Origin of the sequence: Mannheimia varigena, assembly GCF_013377235.1 — a bacterium.
Classification (GTDB): Bacteria; Pseudomonadota; Gammaproteobacteria; order Enterobacterales; family Pasteurellaceae; genus Mannheimia; species Mannheimia varigena.
The window spans coordinates 1563705-1584334 of sequence record NZ_CP016226.1; the positions used below are offsets into that span (position 1 = coordinate 1563705).

General features: G+C 41.6%; 21 protein-coding genes. 10 read left to right on the forward strand and 11 right to left on the reverse strand.

Annotated features, from left to right (window positions below):
• Window positions 1–70: 70 nt before the first annotated feature.
• The 4 genes from A6B40_RS07325 (at window position 71) to A6B40_RS07340 (ending at window position 5901) form a co-directional block, all read left to right on the forward strand.
• Entirely contained in the window at window positions 71–1987 is a 1917-nt protein-coding gene (locus A6B40_RS07325; protein ID WP_176671980.1) for a bifunctional 5-dehydro-2-deoxygluconokinase/5-dehydro-2-deoxyphosphogluconate aldolase, read from the forward strand.
• A gap of 264 nt (window positions 1988–2251) precedes the next feature.
• Window positions 2252–3592 carry an alpha-L-fucosidase gene (locus tag A6B40_RS07330; protein ID WP_176671981.1) on the forward strand — a complete coding sequence of 447 codons (1341 nt, stop codon included), beginning with the start codon at window positions 2252–2254 and terminating at the stop codon, window positions 3590–3592.
• Window positions 3593–3594: 2 nt separating this feature from the next.
• Window positions 3595–4938 carry a PTS sugar transporter subunit IIC gene (locus A6B40_RS07335; RefSeq protein ID WP_176671983.1) on the forward strand — a complete coding sequence of 448 codons (1344 nt, stop codon included), beginning with the start codon at window positions 3595–3597 and terminating at the stop codon, window positions 4936–4938.
• Between the two features lie 138 nt (window positions 4939–5076).
• Window positions 5077–5901, forward strand: coding sequence for a MurR/RpiR family transcriptional regulator (locus A6B40_RS07340; RefSeq protein ID WP_025216470.1), 825 nt, complete (start codon window positions 5077–5079; stop codon window positions 5899–5901).
• 31 nt (window positions 5902–5932) lie between these two features.
• Here A6B40_RS07340 and A6B40_RS07345 read toward each other — a convergent pair whose 3' ends face one another.
• Complete coding sequence (locus A6B40_RS07345) at window positions 5933–6178, reverse strand: PTS sugar transporter subunit IIB (protein ID WP_176671984.1); 246 nt, start codon at window positions 6176–6178, stop codon at window positions 5933–5935.
• 246 nt (window positions 6179–6424) lie between these two features.
• Here A6B40_RS07345 and rpsP point away from each other — a divergent pair, with 246 nt between their 5' ends.
• From rpsP to rplS, 4 genes are read left to right on the forward strand one after another with little or no spacing between them, the layout of a single operon-like run.
• Complete coding sequence (gene rpsP, locus A6B40_RS07350) at window positions 6425–6673, forward strand: 30S ribosomal protein S16 (protein WP_005599334.1); 249 nt, start codon at window positions 6425–6427, stop codon at window positions 6671–6673.
• Between the two features lie 45 nt (window positions 6674–6718).
• A complete protein-coding gene (gene rimM, locus A6B40_RS07355; RefSeq protein WP_025216472.1) occupies window positions 6719–7246 on the forward strand; it encodes a ribosome maturation factor RimM in 528 nt (175 codons plus the stop codon).
• Window positions 7247–7290: 44 nt separating this feature from the next.
• On the forward strand, window positions 7291–8046 hold the full coding sequence (gene trmD, locus A6B40_RS07360) for a tRNA (guanosine(37)-N1)-methyltransferase TrmD (protein WP_176671986.1): 756 nt from the start codon (window positions 7291–7293) through the stop codon (window positions 8044–8046).
• A gap of 27 nt (window positions 8047–8073) precedes the next feature.
• The gene (rplS, locus tag A6B40_RS07365) at window positions 8074–8424 is read left to right on the forward strand and encodes a 50S ribosomal protein L19 (protein WP_025216474.1); all 351 of its coding nucleotides are present in this window, start codon (window positions 8074–8076) and stop codon (window positions 8422–8424) included.
• Between the two features lie 77 nt (window positions 8425–8501).
• On the opposite strand, the gene A6B40_RS07370 is transcribed toward rplS, so the two are convergent.
• The 10 genes from A6B40_RS07370 to A6B40_RS07415 all read right to left on the reverse strand — a co-directional run bounded on the left by A6B40_RS07370 (window position 8502) and on the right by A6B40_RS07415 (window position 18732).
• Entirely contained in the window at window positions 8502–8834 is a 333-nt protein-coding gene (locus A6B40_RS07370) for a MazG nucleotide pyrophosphohydrolase domain-containing protein (protein ID WP_176671987.1), read from the reverse strand.
• A 42-nt stretch (window positions 8835–8876) separates the two neighbouring features.
• Window positions 8877–10073: a ribosomal protein uL16 3-hydroxylase gene (locus tag A6B40_RS07375; protein ID WP_176671989.1), complete on the reverse strand. Its 1197-nt coding sequence runs from the start codon at window positions 10071–10073 to the stop codon at window positions 8877–8879.
• Window positions 10074–10223: 150 nt separating this feature from the next.
• The gene (gene accC, locus A6B40_RS07380) at window positions 10224–11567 is read right to left on the reverse strand and encodes an acetyl-CoA carboxylase biotin carboxylase subunit (protein WP_025247113.1); all 1344 of its coding nucleotides are present in this window, start codon (window positions 11565–11567) and stop codon (window positions 10224–10226) included.
• A gap of 67 nt (window positions 11568–11634) precedes the next feature.
• A complete protein-coding gene (gene accB, locus A6B40_RS07385; protein WP_176671991.1) occupies window positions 11635–12114 on the reverse strand; it encodes an acetyl-CoA carboxylase biotin carboxyl carrier protein in 480 nt (159 codons plus the stop codon).
• Window positions 12115–12363: 249 nt separating this feature from the next.
• The gene (locus A6B40_RS07390; RefSeq protein ID WP_025343118.1) at window positions 12364–13146 is read right to left on the reverse strand and encodes a glycosyltransferase family 32 protein; all 783 of its coding nucleotides are present in this window, start codon (window positions 13144–13146) and stop codon (window positions 12364–12366) included.
• A gap of 9 nt (window positions 13147–13155) precedes the next feature.
• Window positions 13156–13593: a type II 3-dehydroquinate dehydratase gene (gene aroQ, locus A6B40_RS07395; RefSeq protein WP_176671992.1), complete on the reverse strand. Its 438-nt coding sequence runs from the start codon at window positions 13591–13593 to the stop codon at window positions 13156–13158.
• Between the two features lie 62 nt (window positions 13594–13655).
• Window positions 13656–14480 carry a 2,3,4,5-tetrahydropyridine-2,6-dicarboxylate N-succinyltransferase gene (gene dapD, locus A6B40_RS07400; protein WP_025216481.1) on the reverse strand — a complete coding sequence of 275 codons (825 nt, stop codon included), beginning with the start codon at window positions 14478–14480 and terminating at the stop codon, window positions 13656–13658.
• A 126-nt stretch (window positions 14481–14606) separates the two neighbouring features.
• Window positions 14607–15455: a PRD domain-containing protein gene (locus A6B40_RS07405; protein WP_176671994.1), complete on the reverse strand. Its 849-nt coding sequence runs from the start codon at window positions 15453–15455 to the stop codon at window positions 14607–14609.
• A 2-nt stretch (window positions 15456–15457) separates the two neighbouring features.
• Window positions 15458–16867, reverse strand: a complete 1410-nt coding sequence (locus tag A6B40_RS07410) for a glycoside hydrolase family 1 protein (RefSeq protein WP_218064529.1) — start codon at window positions 16865–16867, stop codon at window positions 15458–15460.
• Complete coding sequence (locus A6B40_RS07415) at window positions 16864–18732, reverse strand: beta-glucoside-specific PTS transporter subunit IIABC (RefSeq protein WP_176671995.1); 1869 nt, start codon at window positions 18730–18732, stop codon at window positions 16864–16866. Before A6B40_RS07415 ends, A6B40_RS07410 begins: the two co-directional genes overlap by 4 nt.
• 377 nt (window positions 18733–19109) lie before the next feature.
• Here A6B40_RS07415 and A6B40_RS07420 point away from each other — a divergent pair, with 377 nt between their 5' ends.
• Both A6B40_RS07420 and A6B40_RS07425 read left to right on the forward strand, forming a co-directional pair.
• A complete protein-coding gene (locus A6B40_RS07420) occupies window positions 19110–19772 on the forward strand; it encodes a M15 family metallopeptidase (protein ID WP_176671996.1) in 663 nt (220 codons plus the stop codon).
• On the forward strand, window positions 19769–20521 hold the full coding sequence (locus tag A6B40_RS07425; RefSeq protein WP_176671997.1) for a class I SAM-dependent methyltransferase: 753 nt from the start codon (window positions 19769–19771) through the stop codon (window positions 20519–20521). The genes A6B40_RS07420 and A6B40_RS07425 overlap by 4 nt, the downstream gene beginning before the upstream one ends.
• The last annotated feature ends 109 nt before the right edge of the window (window positions 20522–20630 follow it).

A 20630-nucleotide genomic window follows, 5' to 3' on the forward strand; every position in this document is an offset into this window, starting at 1 on the left:
ATTGAAATAAAAATTTCATTTTTGTATTATAAGTGAAGTAGAAATAACTTTTCATTGAAAGGAGTGTTTTATGGCGACTGTTAATCATCAAGATCGTCCGTTAGATTTGATCTGTTTAGGACGGGTAGCTGTTGATTTATACGGGCAGCAAATTGGTTCTCGTTTAGAAGATATGACCACATTCTCAAAATACCTTGGCGGTTCATCAGGTAACGTGGCATATGGCACGGCGGTGCAAGGGTTACGTTCGTCAATGTTGGCTCGTGTGGGCGATGAGCATATGGGGCGTTTCTTGCGTGAAGAGCTGCAAAGTGTTGGGGTGGATACCAGCCACCTGATTACCGACAAAGAACGTTTAACCGCACTGGTGATTTTGGGTATTAAAGATAAAGAGACTTTTCCACTGATTTTTTACCGTGATAACTGTGCGGATATGGCAATCACCAAAGACGATTTCAGCGAAGCTTACATTGCGTCTAGCCGTGCGCTGGCGATTACTGGCACGCACCTTTCCAACCCAAAAACCCGTGAAGCAGTACTGACCGCCTTAGAATATGCAGGCAGAAATGATGTGAAACGGGCGTTAGATATTGACTACCGTCCAGTGCTTTGGGGACTAACTTCACTCGGTGATGGTGAAACCCGTTATATCGACAGTGCGGAAGTGACTAAATCGCTGCAAGAAGTGCTGCACCATTTTGACGTGATTGTGGGAACCGAAGAAGAGTTCCACATTGCAGGTGGTTCAATCGATACGCTGACTGCGTTGAAAAATGTACGTAAAGTATCTAATGCGGTGCTAGTATGTAAACGTGGTGCACAAGGTTGCTCAGTGTTTGAAGACGAATTGCCGAACGATTTAGATGGTAGTTTAAATGTGTACGGCGTGCGTGTTGAAGTATTGAATGTATTGGGGGCAGGTGATGCGTTTATGTCGGGTTTAATGCGTGGATACTTAAATAATGAAGGTTGGGAACAAGCTTGTCATTATGCAAATGCATGTGGTGCATTAGTAGTTTCTCGCCACGGCTGTTCTCCAGCAATGCCGACTAAACGTGAACTAGACGACTACTTAACCCGTGCTGCAAGCGTTCCACGTCCGGATTTAGACGAACGTTTGAACCACTTACATCGTGTGACGACTCGTAAGAAATCGTGGGAAAATCTCTGCATTTTTGCGTTCGACCACCGCAAACAGCTAGTGGACATGGCGAACAAGGTTGGGGCGGATGTCGATCGTATTCCGAAGCTCAAACAACTTCTGTTAAAAGCGATGGAGCAGACCGTAGCGGAGGCTGGACTTCCGCAAAATCAAGCCGGTATCTTAGCAGATACCACATTCGGGCAAGATGCACTGAATGAAATCACGGGTAAAAACTACTGGATTGCCCGCCCGATTGAAGAGCCTGCTTCTCGCCCGCTCGAATTGGAGTATGGCGACTTCGGCACGCAGTTGGCTTCGTTCCCTCGCGATCACGTCATCAAATGCTTGGCGTTCTACCACCCAACTGATGAAAGCGGTTTAAAAGCTCGCCAAGATCGCAAATTGAAAGAGGTTTATCAAGCTTGTTGTCGCACTGGTCACGAATTGCTGTTAGAGATCATTCTGCCAGCTGATATGCCGCAAGATGAGCACTACTACAACGAGGCGATTACGCATTTCTACCAACTCGGCATCAAGCCGGAATGGTGGAAATTACCGGGCATTTCCACCGCACAATGGCAAGCGATTTCCGCCACCATTGATGCCAATGACCCAGACTGCCGTGGCATCCTGATTTTAGGTTTAGACGCACCGCTGGATGTGTTTAAAGCCACCTTTGAACAGGCGAAAGGCTGCGAAAAAGTCAAAGGCTTTGCGGTAGGCAGAACGATTTTTGGAACCCCATCCGAACAGTGGCTCGCTGGTAAATTAGACGACCAAGGCTTAATTGCCGAAGTGGGAGCGAAATACCGCACCTTGATTGACTTGTGGCAACAGCGTTAATCACTTGATTAGATTCAACCCCTCGCAAAGTGTGAGGGGTTTTTCTTTGGCAAAAAATCGACAAAATCTGACTGCTTGATGCCCGAATTTTCCGCAAAACGGAAATATCGGGCAAATTTCTGTCCTCAAAAAGCGAAATAAGTGTGATGAGCTTCACACTTTGTTAATGGGTAGAGTGTGATCTGGTGAAATTAATTGTTTTAAAATAATGACAATGGAAAATATATTTCAATTTTATTCCATCAGGATAATAGGAGTCTGTCTATGAGTACGAAACTATCACCAACTCGCTTTCATGCTAGCTGGGAATCGATCAAGCAGCACCAAGTGCCGGAATGGTACGATGATGCGAAATTCGGGATTTTCATTCACTGGGGGATCTATTCTGTCCCGGCGTTCGCCCCGCCGACTTGTCAGTTGGGCGAGATTGACATTGATGAACAGTGGTTCTGTAACAATCCTTATGCGGAGTGGTATTACAACTCGATCAATGTGAAAAAAGGCCCGACTTACGAGCATCACGTCAAAACCTATGGCGAAGATTTCGGTTATGAAAAATTTATTCCACAATGGAAAGCCGAAAAATGGCAACCTGCTGAGTGGGCGAAACTGTTTGCCAAAGCGGGGGCAAAATATGTGGTGCTGACCACTAAACATCACGACGGTTTCTGTCTTTTCCCAAGCCAATACACCGATTTCAACGCCACTCAACAAGGTCCGAAACGAGATTTAATGGGAGAACTCACTGATAACGTGCGTCAGCAAGGCTTACGAATGGGGGCTTACTATTCAGGTATTATCGACTGGACATACTCTTCCGCGCCGATTTTCACAGAAAGCCAAAATTTCTCCAATGCTTGCCCAACCTATGAATACGCTGATTATGCTTACAAACAAGTGGTTGAGCTGATCGACAAATACAAACCAGACGTACTCTGGAACGACATCGGCTGGCCGAAGGTGGGCGAGCATATGTTGCCACACCTTTTTGCTCACTATTACAACATGGTGCAAGAGGGCGTAGTGGATGACCGCTGGAATAAACTCTGGTGCGATTTCACTTCGAAAGAGTACAAGCACGGCGTGGCATCTCGGGATAAAAAATGGGAAATGTGCCGTGGAATGGGCTTGTCGTTCGGCTATAACCAAGTGGAAGATGAAAGCCACCTGATTTCAGTGAAAGATTTGATTTCTCTTTTGGTGGAAACCGTTTCCGATAACGGCAACTTATTATTGAATATCGGTCCGAAAGCGGACGGTACTATTCCGGAAGAACAAGTTGAGCGTCTGCTGGCACTGGGTAAATGGCTGGAAACCAACGGCGAGGGCATTTACAAATCCCGTTGTAGCCGACATTTGAGCGAGAAAATCGGCGATGTTGCATTCCGTTACACCAAAGTCGGCAGTGATCTCTACCTCTACATTGACGGCTTAACCGAAAGTCAAACCAGACTACCGCTTTCGGTATTCGGCGATTTACAAGCGTTAAACAGCGAGCTGCAATTTAGCGTGGAATCCACTCCACAAGGCAGAGTGTTACACATTCAAAACTACCAACCGGATTGGTACGTTTTAGGCTTTAAAATTCCGAATGGGGAGAACTAATTATGGCTTCCATCACACAACGCTTTATTGATTTTATGAATACGCACGTTGCCCCAGTGGCACGTCGTATGGAAAACCAACCGCACATTTCCGCCATTCGTGACGGCTTTATCGTGGTGCTGCCGTTTTTGATTGTCGGTAGTTTCATTATGATTTTGCTGATTCCGCCGTTTGATGAAAACACCACCAATTCTTTCGGGCAAGCGTGGTGGAAATTCGCCAACTGGGCAAGCCCTTACGGCTGGAATTTCTTCCAAATGTCGTTTAATGCGATTTCACTTTTCACCTCAGCTAGTATCGCTTACAACCTAGCGAAAGCGTATAAACGTGAGCCACTGCCTGCAGCATTTCTCTCTGTAATGGCGTTCTTGTTGGTGGCGGCTCCGGTGAAAGACGGCATGATGGACATTAAATTCTTCGGCGGTATCGGGCTATTCTCTGCCATTTTTATTGCGATTTATTCGGTGGAAATGACCCGCTTGTTAGAATTCTTAAAAATCAAAATTCGCTTGCCGAAAGAAGTGCCGCACGCCGTGGCGGAGTCGTTGAATATCGTGATCCCGATTTTAGCGATTTTACTCACGCTCTATCCGTTCTCAATTTGGGTGGAAAGCGAAACTGGCAGAAACATTCCGCAGTTGATTATGGACTTTATGGCACCGCTTATTGCCGTGAGTGACTCCTTAGGTGCAATCTGCTTGTTCGTGATCGCTACCCACTTACTTTGGTTCTTGGGGATTAATGGATCGTTAGTGTTGATGCAACTCTGGACACCATTCCTGTTGCAAAATATGGCGGCGAACTTAGCAGCATTCCAAGCCGGTGAACCGCTACCGTTTATCATCACTAACTCGTTCTGGGATTTCTATATCGTACACGGTGCATCAGGCGGTGTGATTGCGTTGGCATTCTTGCTGGTTCGCAGTAAATCGGCTCACTTACGTTCTATTGGTAAAATCGGTTTGGTGCCGTCTTTCTTCTCCATCGGCGAACCGATTGTGTATGGCGTACCAATGGTGGTGAATCCGCTGTTCTTTATCCCACTGATTTTTGCGCCACTTGCGAATGCGATCATCGCTTATCTGATTTTAGATTTTGACTTGATCCACCGTATTTACCTAATGGCACCTTGGACAACACCGGCACCAATCGGGGCGTACTTGGTTTCTGCGGGTGATATTTGGGCACCGATTTTAAGTATTGCTTTGATTATTTTGGATATTGTGATCTACTATCCATTCTTCAAAATGTATGAAAAAATTTGTATAGAGAAAGAAAAATCACAAAATCTGAGTGAAGAAGAGCAAAAAGCGTTGATTGAAAAAGCCAAATTAGCGGCACAATAACGTTAAAAAGCACTAAAATGAAATGGCTATTCCAAATGGATAGCTATTTTTTTACAAATTTTTTCGAAATTTCAACCGCTTGTTGCTAAAATAGTGTCGTGAATTTAGACGAAGTATTTTAATAGCTAGGAAAAAGAAATGAATGAACCAACCCAATTAGCTCATTTTCAAGAGGAGATCCGCAAGCAGTATGACGGATTGAGCAAACGCCTGAAACAGGTCGCACAATATGTGTTAGATAACGGCAACAGCGTGGTGTTCGATACGGTTTCGGTCATCGCCGAGCGTGCCGGTGTGCCACCTTCCACCCTAATTCGTTTTGCCAATGCGTTCGGTTTTAGCGGTTTTAATGAGATCAAACAGCTTTTCCGTCAAGATATGATGGAAGGCACTTCTCGCTACACCGAACGTGTGCAACTTTTCCGCCAAATTGAACCGCTTGATGAACAGCCGAACGAGCTAAATCATATTCTCGATGTGTTTGTGCAAGGCAATACGCAGGCGTTACAACAACTTTCTACGCAGGTGAGCCAAGAACAACTCGCCCGCACAGTGGAGATTTTAAATTCGGCGAAACGGATTTTTATTGTTGGTTTAAAACGATCGTTCAGTATTGCGAACTATCTCAACTACGCCTTACACCACCTCGATTATGACGTGTTCCTGATTGACGGCTCGGGCGGAATGTTTGATGAGCAACTGAGTCGTATTCGGGAAGATGATGCGGTGATTGCCATCAGCTTCTCGCCGTATGCGAACGAAACGCTCAATGTGGTCACTGCCACCGCCAAACCAGGCGTGCGACACATTGCAATTACCGACAGCCAACTCAGCCCGCTTTTAGCATTCAGCGATGTGTCATTTATTATCAAAGAGGCCCAAGTCAGCGGTTTCCGTTCCCAATGTGCCACAATGACCTTGGCACAAACCATCGCCGTTTCACTTGCCCTGAAAAAAGCCTAAAAAAATAGACCTCAAATGAGGTCTATTTTGTTTATGCGTTCAGCAAGGCTTTGATTTCATCACGATAGCTAGCAGATTTGGCACCAAAAATAATTTGCTGTGTATCGGCGACTTTCACCACATCCACCGCACCGAGCTTTTTCAGTACAGACTTATTGAGTAGATGGTTGTCGTTCAACACCACCCGCAAACGGGTTAAACACGCTTCCACCTGTTTGATGTTAGCTTTGCCGCCAAGGGCGTTGATGACTTCTAAAGTGATTGATTTATCAGACATATGTTCTCCTTATATTTTTTAAATTTGCTAAATATTCTAAACCTTTTTCAAGGATTAGGAAATTTTAAAGTGACAAAGCAATTCTAACCTAATTTTAAAAAAGGATAGTCTAGCTTAAGCCCTTGTTTTTTTGCAAAAAATCGGTATAATTTGACCGCTTGTTTTCCCTTTGTAGGGGCAAGTTCGTCACCCTCACCTCGAACGAGGGTTTTTATTTTTTACTATCAACAACTTAGAGGAAAGGTTATGGTAACCATTCGTTTAACTCGTGGCGGAGCTAAAAAACGCCCATTTTACCAAATCGTGGTAGCGGACAGCCGTTCACCTCGTGATGGTCGCTTTATCGAGCGTATCGGTTTCTTCAACCCATTAGCAGCTGGTCAAGCTGAGCGTTTACGCTTAGACGTGGCTAAAGTTGATGCTTGGGTTGCTAAAGGTGCTGATTTATCAGACCGTGTTGCTTCTTTAGTGAAAGAAGCTCGCAAAGCAGCTTAATACTTTTTCAGTTTTAAGTAAGCCAAAATTAAAAGGTAGGTGAATATGAGCGAACAAAAAATCGAAGTTGTGGGGAAATTAGGTTCAACCTATGGTATCCGTGGCTGGTTACGCCTCTATTCATCAACAGAACAATCTGAAAGCATTTTCGACTATCAGCCGTGGTTTTTAAAAATTAAAGGCAACTGGCAGCCGGTCGAATTAGAAAGCTGGCGTTATCATAGCAACGATTTGATTGTGAAATTAAAAGGTACGGAAGACCGTGAGGCCGCCCAGCTCTTAACCAATGCCGAAATCGGTGTGGATTTGAGTGTGTTCCCAGAATTAGAGGAAGGCGATTACTACTGGCACGATTTAATCGGTTGTACGGTGGTGAATTTGGAAGGCTACACAATGGGAACTGTCACCGAAATGATGGAAACAGGTTCAAACGATGTGTTAGTAGTACGAGCAAACAGCAAAGATGCTTTTGGAAAACAAGAACGATTAATCCCGTTCTTATATGAACAAGTAGTTAAAAGAGTAGATCTCGCCACCAAAACCATTACGGTGGAGTGGGACGCTGGTTTCTAACCTCAGGTATGCGGTTAGCTTTGTTAAGCATTTGAGGCGTTAAAATGTGGATTGGTATTATTTCACTGTTTCCTGAAATGTTTAAAGCAATCACTGATTTTGGGGTAACAGGACGTGCAGTTAAACAGAATCTGCTGCAAATAGCGTGTTGGAATCCTCGTGATTTTACATTCGATAAACATAAAACCGTGGATGATCGCCCTTATGGCGGTGGCCCGGGAATGTTGATGATGGTTCAGCCTTTGCGTGATGCAATTCATGCAGCAAAAGAGGCTGCCAGAGCAGCAGACGGTGTAGAGGCTAAAGTGATTTACCTTTCACCGCAAGGACGTAAGCTCGATCAAACCGGCGTGCAAACGCTGGCTTCAAATCAGAAATTGATTTTAATCTGTGGACGATATGAAGGGGTTGATGAGCGGTTGATTCAAACCGAAGTTGATGAGGAATGGTCAATCGGAGATTACGTTTTAACAGGGGGAGAACTTCCTGCAATGACATTAATTGATGCCGTTTCAAGGTTTGTTCCGGGAGTATTAGGCAAGCAGGCTTCAGCGTTGGAAGACTCTTTCGCAGAAGGTTTATTGGATTGCCCACATTACACCCGCCCCGAAGTGTTAGACGGTATGCCTGTCCCAGATGTGCTGATGTCTGGACACCACGAACAAATTCGCAAATGGCGGTTGGAACAATCGCTTGAACGAACGTGGTTAAGACGCCCTGAGCTATTGGATAGCCTAGCTCTGACTGACGAACAACGAGTGTTGTTGGCGAAAATCAAAAAACAACACAAAATCAGTTAATTCTAGGATTTTTAGAAGGTTTTTAAAATGAGTAACATCATCAAGCAACTTGAACAAGAACAGTTAAAACAAGACTTACCTAGCTTCCGTCCGGGTGACACATTAGAAGTTAAGGTATGGGTAGTAGAAGGTAGTAAAAAACGTTTGCAAGCGTTCGAAGGCGTGGTTATTGCAATTCGTAACCGTGGCTTGCACTCTGCATTCACTCTACGTAAAGTATCAAACGGCGTAGGCGTTGAGCGTACATTCCAAACTCACTCACCAGTAATCGACACCATCAGCGTTAAACGTAAAGGTGCGGTACGTAAAGCTAAACTTTACTACTTACGTGAGCGTTCTGGTAAATCTGCACGTATCAAAGAGCGTCTTGGCGACTAATTGCTACAAAGCAGTTGAAATGCACAAAAGCCTTGGGGAAACCCAAGGCTTTTGGTTTTTTAAGTGATGACAAGCGGTCATTTTTTCACATTTTTTTGCAAATAGCGTTTCTCAAATTTTGCTTGATGGCGTTCAATCACTTCTGTCATTGAGATGCCGTATTTATCGGCAAGCACAAATACATTATCTATCACATCGCCTAGCTCTTCGATCAAATTTTCCCGCTTCTGTTGCTGGGAGTTTTCGCTTTCATAAGGGCGTTCACGCCCAATCTCAATCGCTCTGACCGCACAGGCAACCTCCCCGATTTCTTCGGTCAGATAAGTTACTCGCATAAATGGGCTACGCTCATACCAACCTTGCTGTTGATAAAACTTCCGAACCCATTGTTGATATTGTTCAATTTGCATCTTACACCCTTATTCAAATTTAACCGCTTGTCAGATTTACGACTATTCCGCTTCCGATAAAATAATCCAACCACTATCTAACCAATCGCAGATGGTATCTAAAATTAACTCCAGTTCTGCTTGATCTTGTACTTTGGAGGCAAGTTTATTCCACGAAATTGAATCGCCATTTGCGATACGAATAAGTAACGCCATTTCTGCTTCATTCAGCTCATCAATCCATTCACCATTCACATACAAGCGCTGTGGATTATCGGTGTAAAGAATTTTTACGTTCGCATCTTGTTGCAGCCAGCCACCAGCTTCTAGCACCTCTTGCACTTCATCTGGATAGTATTCGTTATCTGTTTGTAGTAATTCATAACGACGAGAACTTACTGCCGTTGCAACACTATGAGTAAGCAGCTCGTCAAACTGCTCGGAATTTTGTAGTAGGTCGATTAAATGATGCTTAAAGGTTTTAACTGTTCTAGGATCGAGTAATGCACTAGGTTGCTCATTTGGACTTAAGCGGAATGGAATATGAAATTCCGATGAATTAATTGTATCCGCTTGTTGCTCAATAGTTTTACAGAGGTTTTCTAATAAATCCGTGGCATTTGGATAACGTAAACCAAACGAGAAAGTGAGCCCTTTATCGCTTTCGGAAATGCCGTAATGTGCCATCCGAGAAGGAACATAAAGCACATCACCCGGGTTCATTACTTCATCTAATACCAATTCGCCCATATCGTCAAAAATACGAATTGGCTGATTTGGCTTAAATTCTGTGTTTGGATCGCACCATTTACCAAGTTGCCAACGGCGTTGCCCATAGCCTTGCACAAGGAAAACATCGTATTCATCATAATGTTTACCAACAGTGCCACCTAATGGCGAACAGGAAACCATAATATCATCACGCTGCCACTGTGGGATAAAGCCAAAGGCTTGCCATAATTTGCCAAGTTCTGGCGACCACTGTTCAAGATTTTGCACCATCACAGACCATTGCTCCGGCAGATTTTGTAGATCATCTTCTACAAAAGGACTGCATTTCACCGACCATTTTTCATTTTTACATTGAATTAAGCGGGCGGTAACTTCCTCTTCTAAGGCTAATTCCATAATATCTTCCGGTTCAAATAAATCTACAATTTGAGGTAGGCCATTACGAATTAAAAGAGGGCGTTTTTGCCAATATTCACGCAAAAATGTTTCAGGGCTAATGTTTTCAGGTAAGCAGAATGGAATGTTCATAAATGCTCCTTGCGATTGTGTTGCTTTAGTTTATTTAATATTCTACCTGAGAAATCATAGAAAACGCGAAATTTTTTATGATTTAGCGACATCATTCACATTTTAGGTAAGAAAATAATGAAAAAGGCGAACATTGTTCGCCTATGAGAGTTATTTAAGACCGAGTTTCTTCTCTAAATAGTGAATATTTGTGCCACCTTTACGGAATTCGGCATCAGAAAGGATTTGAGTATGCAGTGGAATATTGGTTTTAATTCCATCAACAATTGTTTCAGACAACGCATTTTCCATACGACGGATAGCAATATCACGATCTTCTGCAAAAGTGATTAGCTTACCAATCATTGAATCATAATGTGGTGGTACGCTATAGCCTGAGTAAATGTGAGAGTCCCAACGTACACCCAAACCGCCCGGTGCGTGTAAACGTGTAATTTTACCCGGGGATGGTAAGAAAGTCTGTGGATCTTCCGCATTAATACGGCACTCAATAGCGTGTCCTTTCACTTTAATATCTTCTTGTTTGATAGAAAGTGGTAAACCAGCTGCAACACGCAGTTGTTCTTTTACTAAGTCCACGCCTGTAATCATTTCAGTAACAGGGTGTTCTACCTGTAAACGTGTGTTCATTTCAATGAAATAGAACTCGCCGTTTTCATATAAGAACTCGAATGTACCTGCACCACGATAGCCGATTTCACGACAAGCATTTGCACAACGTTCGCCGATGAATTTACGCAACTCTTCTGTAATGCCCGGTGCTGGAGCTTCTTCTACTACTTTTTGGTGGCGACGTTGCATTGAGCAATCACGTTCTGCTAAATAAACCGCATTACCGTGCGTATCAGCAAGCACTTGAATTTCAATATGGCGTGGATTTTCTAAGTATTTTTCCATATAAACCATATCGTTATTGAACGCGGCTTTCGCTTCCGCTTTGGTCATTGCGATAGATTCTTCTAAATCTTTTTCGTGATGAACTACACGCATACCACGCCCACCGCCGCCGCCAGAGGCTTTGATGATAACAGGGTAGCCGATGCGGCTGGCAATTTCTCTGTTTTTCTTCGGATCATTCCCAATAGGGCCATCAGAACCTGGTACGCAAGGTACACCTGCTTTTTTCATCGCATTAATTGCAGAGACTTTATCACCCATTAAGCGGATTACATCAGCTGTTGGGCCGATAAAAACAAAGCCAGATTTTTCAACTTGTTCTGCAAAATTTGCGTTTTCAGATAAGAAGCCGTAACCCGGATGAATTGCATCAGCATTTGTTACTTCTGCTGCAGCAATAATCATTGGGATATTTAAATAACTTTTAACAGAAGGAGCAGGACCAATACAGATAGTCTCATCTGCTAATAAAACATGTTTTAATTCACGGTCTGCTGTTGAGTGAACGGCAACCGTTTTAATGCCTAATTCTTTACAGGCTCGTAAAATGCGTAAGGCAATTTCGCCACGGTTTGCAATAACAACTTTTTCTAACATTGGGAGATTCCCTTGAAGTGAATTGGTTGGAAAGATGCCCCTATTAGAGAATAAGGGCAAGCATAGATTATTCGATGATGAATAATTTTTGATCGAACTCTACAGGTTCGCCATCATTAACTAAAATTTCTTTAACTACACCAGCTTTATCTGATTCAATGCGATTCATCATTTTCATCGCTTCAACAATACAGAGTGCATCGCCGATTTTCACGGTTTGACCTACTTCAACGAATGTTTTCGCATCTGGGCTTGGGCTACGGTAGAATGTTCCAACCATTGGAGAACGCACAGCGTGTCCGCTTACTTGTTCAGTTACTGCATTAGATGGGAAAGCGGCTGGCGCTACAGGTTGTGGAGCAGCGGTAGTAGGAGCTGCAACAGGAGCTGCAACAGGAGCTGCTGCATATTGAACTGCAGGAGCAACAACGGCTGCTGGTGCAGCACGGCTAATACGTACTGTACCTTCTTCTTCAGACACTTCTAATTCAGTAATGCCAGATTCTTCAACTAATTCGATAAGTTTTTTGATTTTGCGAATATCCATAATAAGATTCCGTATGTGATTAATTAAAAAATAGAACTCTGCATTTTTTTATCGTAAATAATAGAATGCAGAGTTAAAAATTCTGGGTGTAGAATACCTGAATTTCGCCAATTTTGCGAATAAAATCTTCTAAATTTGGCGAAAATACGTGATTTTTGTATTCATCGTACCAGTTGGGTTGGTTAGGAATTTACCGATAACAAGCGGTTAAAAATGGTAAGTTTTTTGCAAATTTCAACCGCTTGTAACTTATTTGAGCAAATCCTCATTCTTCTTGTAGTTCCATTTACTGCCCGGTTTGTCGATATATTGGAAATACTCATTGGTAAATGTGCCTTGTGCACAGGTTATTTTATCACGGCGGAAATTTACCACTTTGTCGCCAATTGCATTATTTAATGTGTCTGGACCTGTCATCACAAACACTCCACCCTCAATGCGGCGGTTTTCAATATTGCTGATAATTAGCTCAAGCGTATCTTTTAAAATCCAGTTACCTTTTTCGCTTGCTAAGAAAAAGTTAGTGTATTTATCACGGCGTTTGATTAATACCTCGCTATCGTTTTCATTAATAATTTTAGAAAGCGGGTAGACCAAATGCCCATCAATATCAATATAAATGCCGCCTTCTCTTAATAAAGTGAAGATTCGCCAGAAATCAGCTTGAGCTGCACCATCCGTAAGCTTGCTGTAAGCATTAAAAGTGCGTTCGTCTGCATTGGCTTTGATATAGGCCTCACGTTCTTCTGTGCTGACATAACGATAATCATAACTTAATGACATCAAGCGATTAAATAAATAATTGGCATACATTGGCAAGGTTACTTTATTTGAATAATTCGTTTGCCAAATTGTTTTGGTAATTTTTGTTGGCTTGTTAGAGCGAATTTTTGCTGGACTATATTCCGGAATCGTAAAGCGTTTTTTCGGAAATAGGGCATGGAAAGGGTAGCTCAGCACCTTTACAATATTGCCAAATAAGCGAATCACACCGTTACAGATAACGATAAATTGTTCATTTTTAACTGCCATTTTATTACCTTATTTTTTTAATTGTGAAATCGCAAAATCCAACGCATATTCATAGCCTTTAACCCCCAAGCCACAAATAACGCCTTTTGCTATATCACTTAGATAGGAGTGATGGCGGAAAGGTTCACGGCTATGCACATTAGAAAGATGTACTTCAATAAAAGGAATTGAAACAGAGAGCAACGCATCACGAATTGCCACGCTGGTGTGAGTGAATGCCCCAGGGTTGATAATAATAAAATCAGTATTTTGGAAGGCTTGATGAATGCGGTTGATGATCGGCTCTTCGCCGTTCGCTTGGAACGCATCTAGTTCCACACTTTGTTCCAACGCTAAGGTTTTCAAGCGGTTTTCAATATCTGCCAACGTTTGCGAACCGTAAATTTCAGGCTCACGCTTGCCAAGCATATTGAGGTTTGGGCCGTTTAAAAGTAAGATTTTTTTCATTTTTATTATCCTTACAAGCGGTAAAAAAATCCCCCACTTTTGCAAAATGGGGGAGCGTTCAATTACTCATCGATTGAGCGAAGTAAATCGTTCAAGCCCACTTTGCTTAACGTTTTTTCGTCCACTTTTTTCACGATTACTGCACAATAAAGGTTGTGTGAACCGTCTTTGGACGGCAGAGAACCTGAAACCACTACCGAGCCTGCCGGCACACGGCCGTAATGCACTTCGCCGGTTTCACGGTCGTAAATTTTGGTTGATTGACCGATAAACACGCCCATTGAGATCACGCAGTTATCTTCTACGATCACACCTTCCACGATTTCAGAGCGTGCACCGATAAAGCAGTTGTCACCGATGATGGTTGGGTTCGCTTGCAGTGGCTCTAACACGCCGCCGATACCCACGCCGCCTGAAAGGTGCACGTTTTTACCGATTTGAGCACAAGAACCCACAGTTACCCAAGTGTCCACCATTGTGCCTTCGCCAACGTATGCACCGATGTTCACGAAAGATGGCATTAACACTACGTTCTTCTCGATGTGAGAACCTTTACGCACCACCGCACCCGGCACAGCACGGATACCGTCCGCTTTGAATTGTTCTTCAGTGTAGTTGCCGTATTTGGTTGGCACTTTGTCGTAGAATTTGGTTTCTGCACCGTCAATGATTTCGTTGTCAGCGATACGGAATGAAAGCAACACGGCTTTTTTCACCCACTGGTTTACCACCCACTCGCCATCTTTTTTCTCTGCCACACGCAGAGAACCGTTATCCAAACCTGCGATAACTTGTTCAACGGCAGATTTTGTTTCTGCATCAACAGTTTTTGGGGTAATTTCTGCACGGCGTTCAAATGCCGCTTCGATAATAGCTTGTAAAGACATTGTTGTGTTCCTTAATGATGAAATTAAATAAAAAATTCGACCTCACTTTTTAACATAGAAAGCTGTTTATTTCCACTAAAAAAGTACAAGCGGTTATTTTTAACCACTTTTTTACAAAATCATATATTAAGCTTCGAGATATAAGCGGTTTAAATGCACTAATAGGTAAATTTTTTCTTGTTGGGAAATCTCAATACCTTGCTGGCTTTTAATAAAATTATTAATTTTATTTAGAATTTTTAGCTCTTGTGGCATTTGGGATTGCATTGAAAGATAAAGGGAATTTGCCTCTGCTTCTGTAATTTCACGAGAAAGCTGTTTATTAAGTAACCGTTCAGAAAAGTAGGTGATGTGGGTGAGAAAGCGAGAGTAAGAAAAACTCTCCTTATTCAGTGGCTTATTGATACTTCGTTGAACAATAATTTCGATATTTTTAATCAACTCAGCAAGAGCTTTTTCTCGCAGAGCTTGAGGAGCATTGATTTTTGCATTCAGAAAATGCAAACCAATTGCAGATGCTTCCGATTCGGGTAGTTCTAGTGCAAATTTTTCGGCAATCAGTTGAATAGCAAACTTTCCAATTGCAAATTCAGGTGTATGGCGTTTAATTAAATCAAAATATGCAAAATTTTCACCAAAATAACCCGCTTGTAATCGCTTAACTGCAAAGGCTATATGGTCAGAAAGTGAGAGATAAAGATGATCCATTACTTCGATTTGATATTCTTGATAGGCAAATTCAATAATTTGTTTTACCAAATCGAAATAGTCCTCATCTAATTCATTAGCAAGCTGAATAAAATTCAGTAATACCTTTTTATCTTTCAATAAAAAAGTTTTTTCTACCTGTGAGATATCAACTTGATCGCCTATTGCTTGGTGATAGCCAATGCCTTTTCCCATTAGGACACATTCATTACCGTGATTATCTAGAGCGAGCAATAGCGAATTATTGAGGACTTTGATAATTTGCATCGTTAATCTAAACCGTTTTGTTTGATTACATTCTGATACCAATAATAACTGGCTTTCGGGATTCGTTTAAGATCTTTTAAGTCAAAATCATCTCGATTAACATACACAAATCCATATCGTTTTTTAAAGCCTTGATGTGAGCTAAGCAAATCAATAACTGACCACGGGCAGTAGCCGACTAGTTCAACACCATCTTCGATGGCTTGGTAGCAGGCATTGATATGAGCTCTAAGATAATCAATACGATAATCATCATTCACTTTACCATCTTCTGTTAGAATATCTGGTGTACCTAAACCATTTTCAGTGATAATCATCGGTAAGCGGTATTTTTGATAATAATCGTTAAGTACTAATCGTAAGCCTGTCGGATCGATTTGAGCTCCGTATTCACTTGCTTTGAGGTTAGGATTAATCTCGTGAGTGAAGTAGCCATAGAGATTAAAATCTACTTCATTCATTCCTCGTTCTCGTGTGCCAAATGGGTGGTGTTCGTCAATAGGGAGATAGCGAGTCACTAGAGTTCGATAATAATTGATAGCTAAGAAATCAGGTTTCGCTGATTGCAAAATTTCTTCATCACCTACTTCTGTTTGTGGATAAATATCGCATTGCCGCAGAAATTTTTCATAATAGGCTGGATATTTACCGAAACAATACATTTCCAATGCATAATTGGTTTTGAAATTATCATTCATTCGAGCTGACCATACATCTTCAGGTCTATTGCTAGCTGGATAGGTCATTGTGGAGGAAACTGCAGGCCCGATTTTGCCATTTTTCACCATTTTGTGGCAATCGTTAGTCGCTAAGGCACAGGAAATAAACATATGATAATCCATTTGAGCTCGCACTTTTTCTACATTAACGCCTTCTGTTTGATAAATATTAATACGTTCGTTTACCCTTACCATTAGATTTTGCTCATTATGAGTTTGCCAGTTTTTTACTCTATCACCAAAAGCATTAAAGCAGACTTGGGCAAAGCGTTGGAATGCATAAGCACAGTCACGGTTTTGCCAACCATTATATTTTTCTACTAATGCAAACGGTAAATCAAAATGATAAAGCGTAATAAATGGCTCAATCTGGTGAGCAAGTAAGCAGTTGATGACTTTGTTGTAGAAATCAATTCCAGCTTGATTTATTTCACCATCACCGTCAGGAATAATACGAGACCACGCAATTGAAAAGCGATATGTCTTCAACCCTAAATTATGCATTAATTTAATATCTTCTTCGTAGCGATGATAAAAATCGCTTGCTACTTTGGAATCAGCTTGTTTGTGTGAGCGTTGGAATGAATTGTAATCGGCAACACTCATTCCTTTACCATCTTCATTCCAGCCTCCTTCAATTTGAAAAGCAGAAGAAGATGCACCCCATAAAAAATTTGGTGTAAATGTTTTCATGATTTATCCTGTTTTAGTTGTAGTGCTAGTAAATTATCGTTCTGTTTTACCGTACCTAATTGTGCGATTGCAGTAGTAATATCTAAAAAGTTCTCGCTGTTAGTAATAATTATTGCGGTAGTATGGTCATAACCAGAATGCTTAATTCCGTCAATATCAAAGGAAACAATTTTATCTCCTTTTTGTAACTGTTGTCCTACTTCAACGTGAGCGGTGAAATATTTGCCGTTTAATTCCACTGTATTAATACCGATATGGATAATTACTTCAGCACCATTTTCTAGTTTTAAACCTATAGCGTGTAATGTCGGATAGAGAATTGATACTGTACAGTTATCAGGAGCAATTATCTCTCCTTTAGTGGGTACAACTGCAATGCCTTTACCCATTGCTTCTGAAGCGAATACCTGATCGTTCATCTCACTCAAAGGAATAGCGCTACCTTCAATAGGGCTTGGCATTACATAATCATTTTCTATAGTAATGCTTTGTCTATTAGTAGTTTCTTCTTTAATATCTTCAAAACCTAGTACATAGGTTAGAAATGCAGAACCGAAAAAGGCGATACAACAACCGATAACATAGCAAGCAAACGCTAATGGACCCGCTTCTGCATAGACAGGTATAGTTAAAACCCCTTGGTTGGCAAAAGCTGTACCATAAGAACCTCCCCAACCCATTAGTGCACCACCTAACGCCCCACAAATAACTGCGTAAACCATTGGTTTTTTTAATCGCAAGTTTACGCCGTAAATCGCAGGTTCGGTAATTCCAAATAAAGCAGTAATAGAAGCTGAAGCGGCTACTGTTTTGAGCTTTTGATTTTTAGTTTTCAAGAATACACCAAATGCTGAACCTGCTTGTGAGAAATTCGCTGCTCCAGCAAAGGCTAATAAGTTTTGTTTACCTGTTTGAGCAACATCATTAATACCAATTGGTACAATGGCTTTATGAGCTCCAAAAATTACAAAAATACACCAAGCTCCACCAATAAAGGCTCCGAGCAAAATAGGGCTAATTCCCATAATGAAATAGTATGTCCAGTTTACCGCATTGCCAATATAGATCCCAATTGGGCCAAATACCAATAATGTTGCAGGAATCATTACAAGTAGTGAACAAGTTGGTACCATAATGATTTTCAACACTTCTGGAATATGTTTTTCGAAGAAACGCTGTACATAGCTTAAAATATAGACTGCGATAATAATGGGAATGACAGAAGATACGTAATTTGCTTTAGTTACAGGTAAGTTAAATAAAGTAACTACCGCATCTTTATTGCCCATTAACGCTACGATAGAAGGGTAGCAAAGAGTTGCCCCAATAATCATTGCAATAAATTCATTGGTTTTAAAAGCTTTAGCTGAAGAATAGCCAAGAATTATAGGTAAGAAATAAAATAATGCATCGGAAGCTGCATTTAGGATAGTGTAGGTCGGGTAATCTTTGATATTGGTTTGGAAAAAATAATTACCGATAATCACTGCTAATGCTAAGATCCCTTTTAGCATACCTGAGGCGGCAAGAGCAGGAATAGTTGGTGTAAAAATTGAAACGAGAGTATTGATAATTCGGTGGTGTAATGCTGCTTTAGGTTGATTTGTTTTCGGTTGTATATCGCCAATTAGTAGTTTAATCTCATCAAATACTTGTTTTACTTTATTGCCAACTACCACTTGAAATTGTCCGTTACTTTCTAGTACCGAGATAATTCCTTCCATTTGTGAGATCTTTGTTTTATTTGCTTTACTGCTGTCATTTAATACAAAACGTAAACGGGTAAAGCAGTGATTAAGATCATTGACATTTTCTTTGCCGCCGACGTTTTCTAAAATCTGGCGTGCTATTGTTGCGTAGTCCATAGTTTGCCCCTATCAAATGATAGAAATAAAAAAGACCAAACATACAAAAACGACTTCTCTATCTAAATCGTGAAGTCATTTAAGTACATTTGATCTTGCCTGAATCCAGTAACACGTCAAAGTGTATCTTTCTCTTTCGTAATTTTATACGCCTAGTTGGAGCGGTTTGCAAGTGAGTGAACAATGTTTATTTTAAAAACGTGAATTGGATCACAGAATTTAAATTTACCTTTTGGCAAGCGGTCATTTTTTATAAAATTTTTACCGATGTTGATCGCTTATATCAGATTTAACGAGTGATGCCTCATCAATAATCAGCAGATAACTCAAATTTGGTTTATAATCCGCTTTAATTTTCAATACAAGCGGTCATTTTTGTGGAAAATATTGCAAATCTTTTAACCGGCAAAAGCCGAGAGCATTTGGTGACGTTGCCAAATTCGCTTTCTGACAAACACGCCCTCCAGCCTGAAGTGGTTGAGGCGTTTTTGGCATTGCAACAAGGGGCAAAAGAGGCAGGTTTTAATCTTCAACCTGCCAGCACCTTTCGGGATTTTGAACGCCAAAAATTAATTTGGAATATGAAATTCAACGGAGAACGTAAAGTTCACGATGATAGCGGCATTGCGATTGATATGAGCCCACTTTCCGATTTCGAAAAATGTCAAGCGATGCTACGTTGGTCTGCGGTTCCCGGTTCAAGTCGCCACCATTGGGGGACGGAAATTGATATTTTCGACCCGGATTTGCTCCCTAAAAATACCCAACTTTTGTTAGAGCCTTGGGAGTATTTAGAGGGCGGCTATTTTGCTGAACTCACTAAGTGGCTACATGCTCACGCAGAACAATTTGGTTTTTATTTCCCCTTTGACGGCACGCATTCACGAGTCGGTTTTGAGCCTTGGCATATTAGCTACCGCCCGATTGCCGCCGAATATGAAACATTATTCAATGACGATATCCTCAAAACCGCTTGGCAAAACGAGGACGTAGCTGGCAAAGCGTGCTTACTCGCACATTTTGAAGAGCTTTTAAAATGATCCAATTAATTAACGAAACGCAAGATAGCGACAAATTCCAACAAATTTGCGACAAATGGCAGCTGGTTGAAGACAAATTCAGCCCTCTGGCATTGGTGCTGACCGAAGAACGTTTGGAATTACGCAAATTAGACGAGCCAAAATTGGGGGCGATTGCGGTGAATTTTGTCGATGGCACCATGGCTCACCGCCGTAAATTTGGCGGAGGGCGAGGCGAGGCAGTGGCAAAGGCGGTCGGTATTAAAGGCGACTACTTACCCACCGTAATTGACGCCACCGCAGGGCTTGGTCGAGATGCTTTTGTGTTGGCGGCAGTGGGCTGTAAAGTGCTGTTGGTGGAGCGAAACCCGATTGTAGCAGCGTTATTGGAAGATGGGCTAAATCGGGCTTATCAAGATTCAGAAATCGGCGAATTTATGCAAGAACGAATGATTTTAGCCGATGTTCGCAACATTTCGCAGCTTGATCTTCAAACCAATGCGGCAGATGTGGTCTATTTAGATCCGATGTATCCACACAAACAGAAAAGTGCCTTGGTGAAAAAAGAAATGCGGGTGTTCCAGCATTTAGTCGGGGCGGATTTGGATTCTGATGATTTTTTCCTACCGGCAAAAGCCTTGGCGAAAAAGCGAGTGGTGGTAAAACGCCCGGATTACGCTCCATTTTTGGCGGAACAGAAGCCGGATTTTTCCCAAACCACCAAAAATCACCGCTTTGATGTTTACCTTTCTCATATCAAAAATGATTAAGTAGGATCTAAGCCAAATTTTACAAAACTTTAATTGAAAAATGATCTTATGCGATAGGCAAGCGGTTATTTTTACAGTAAAATTTGCAAATTATTTTATCTTTAATTTT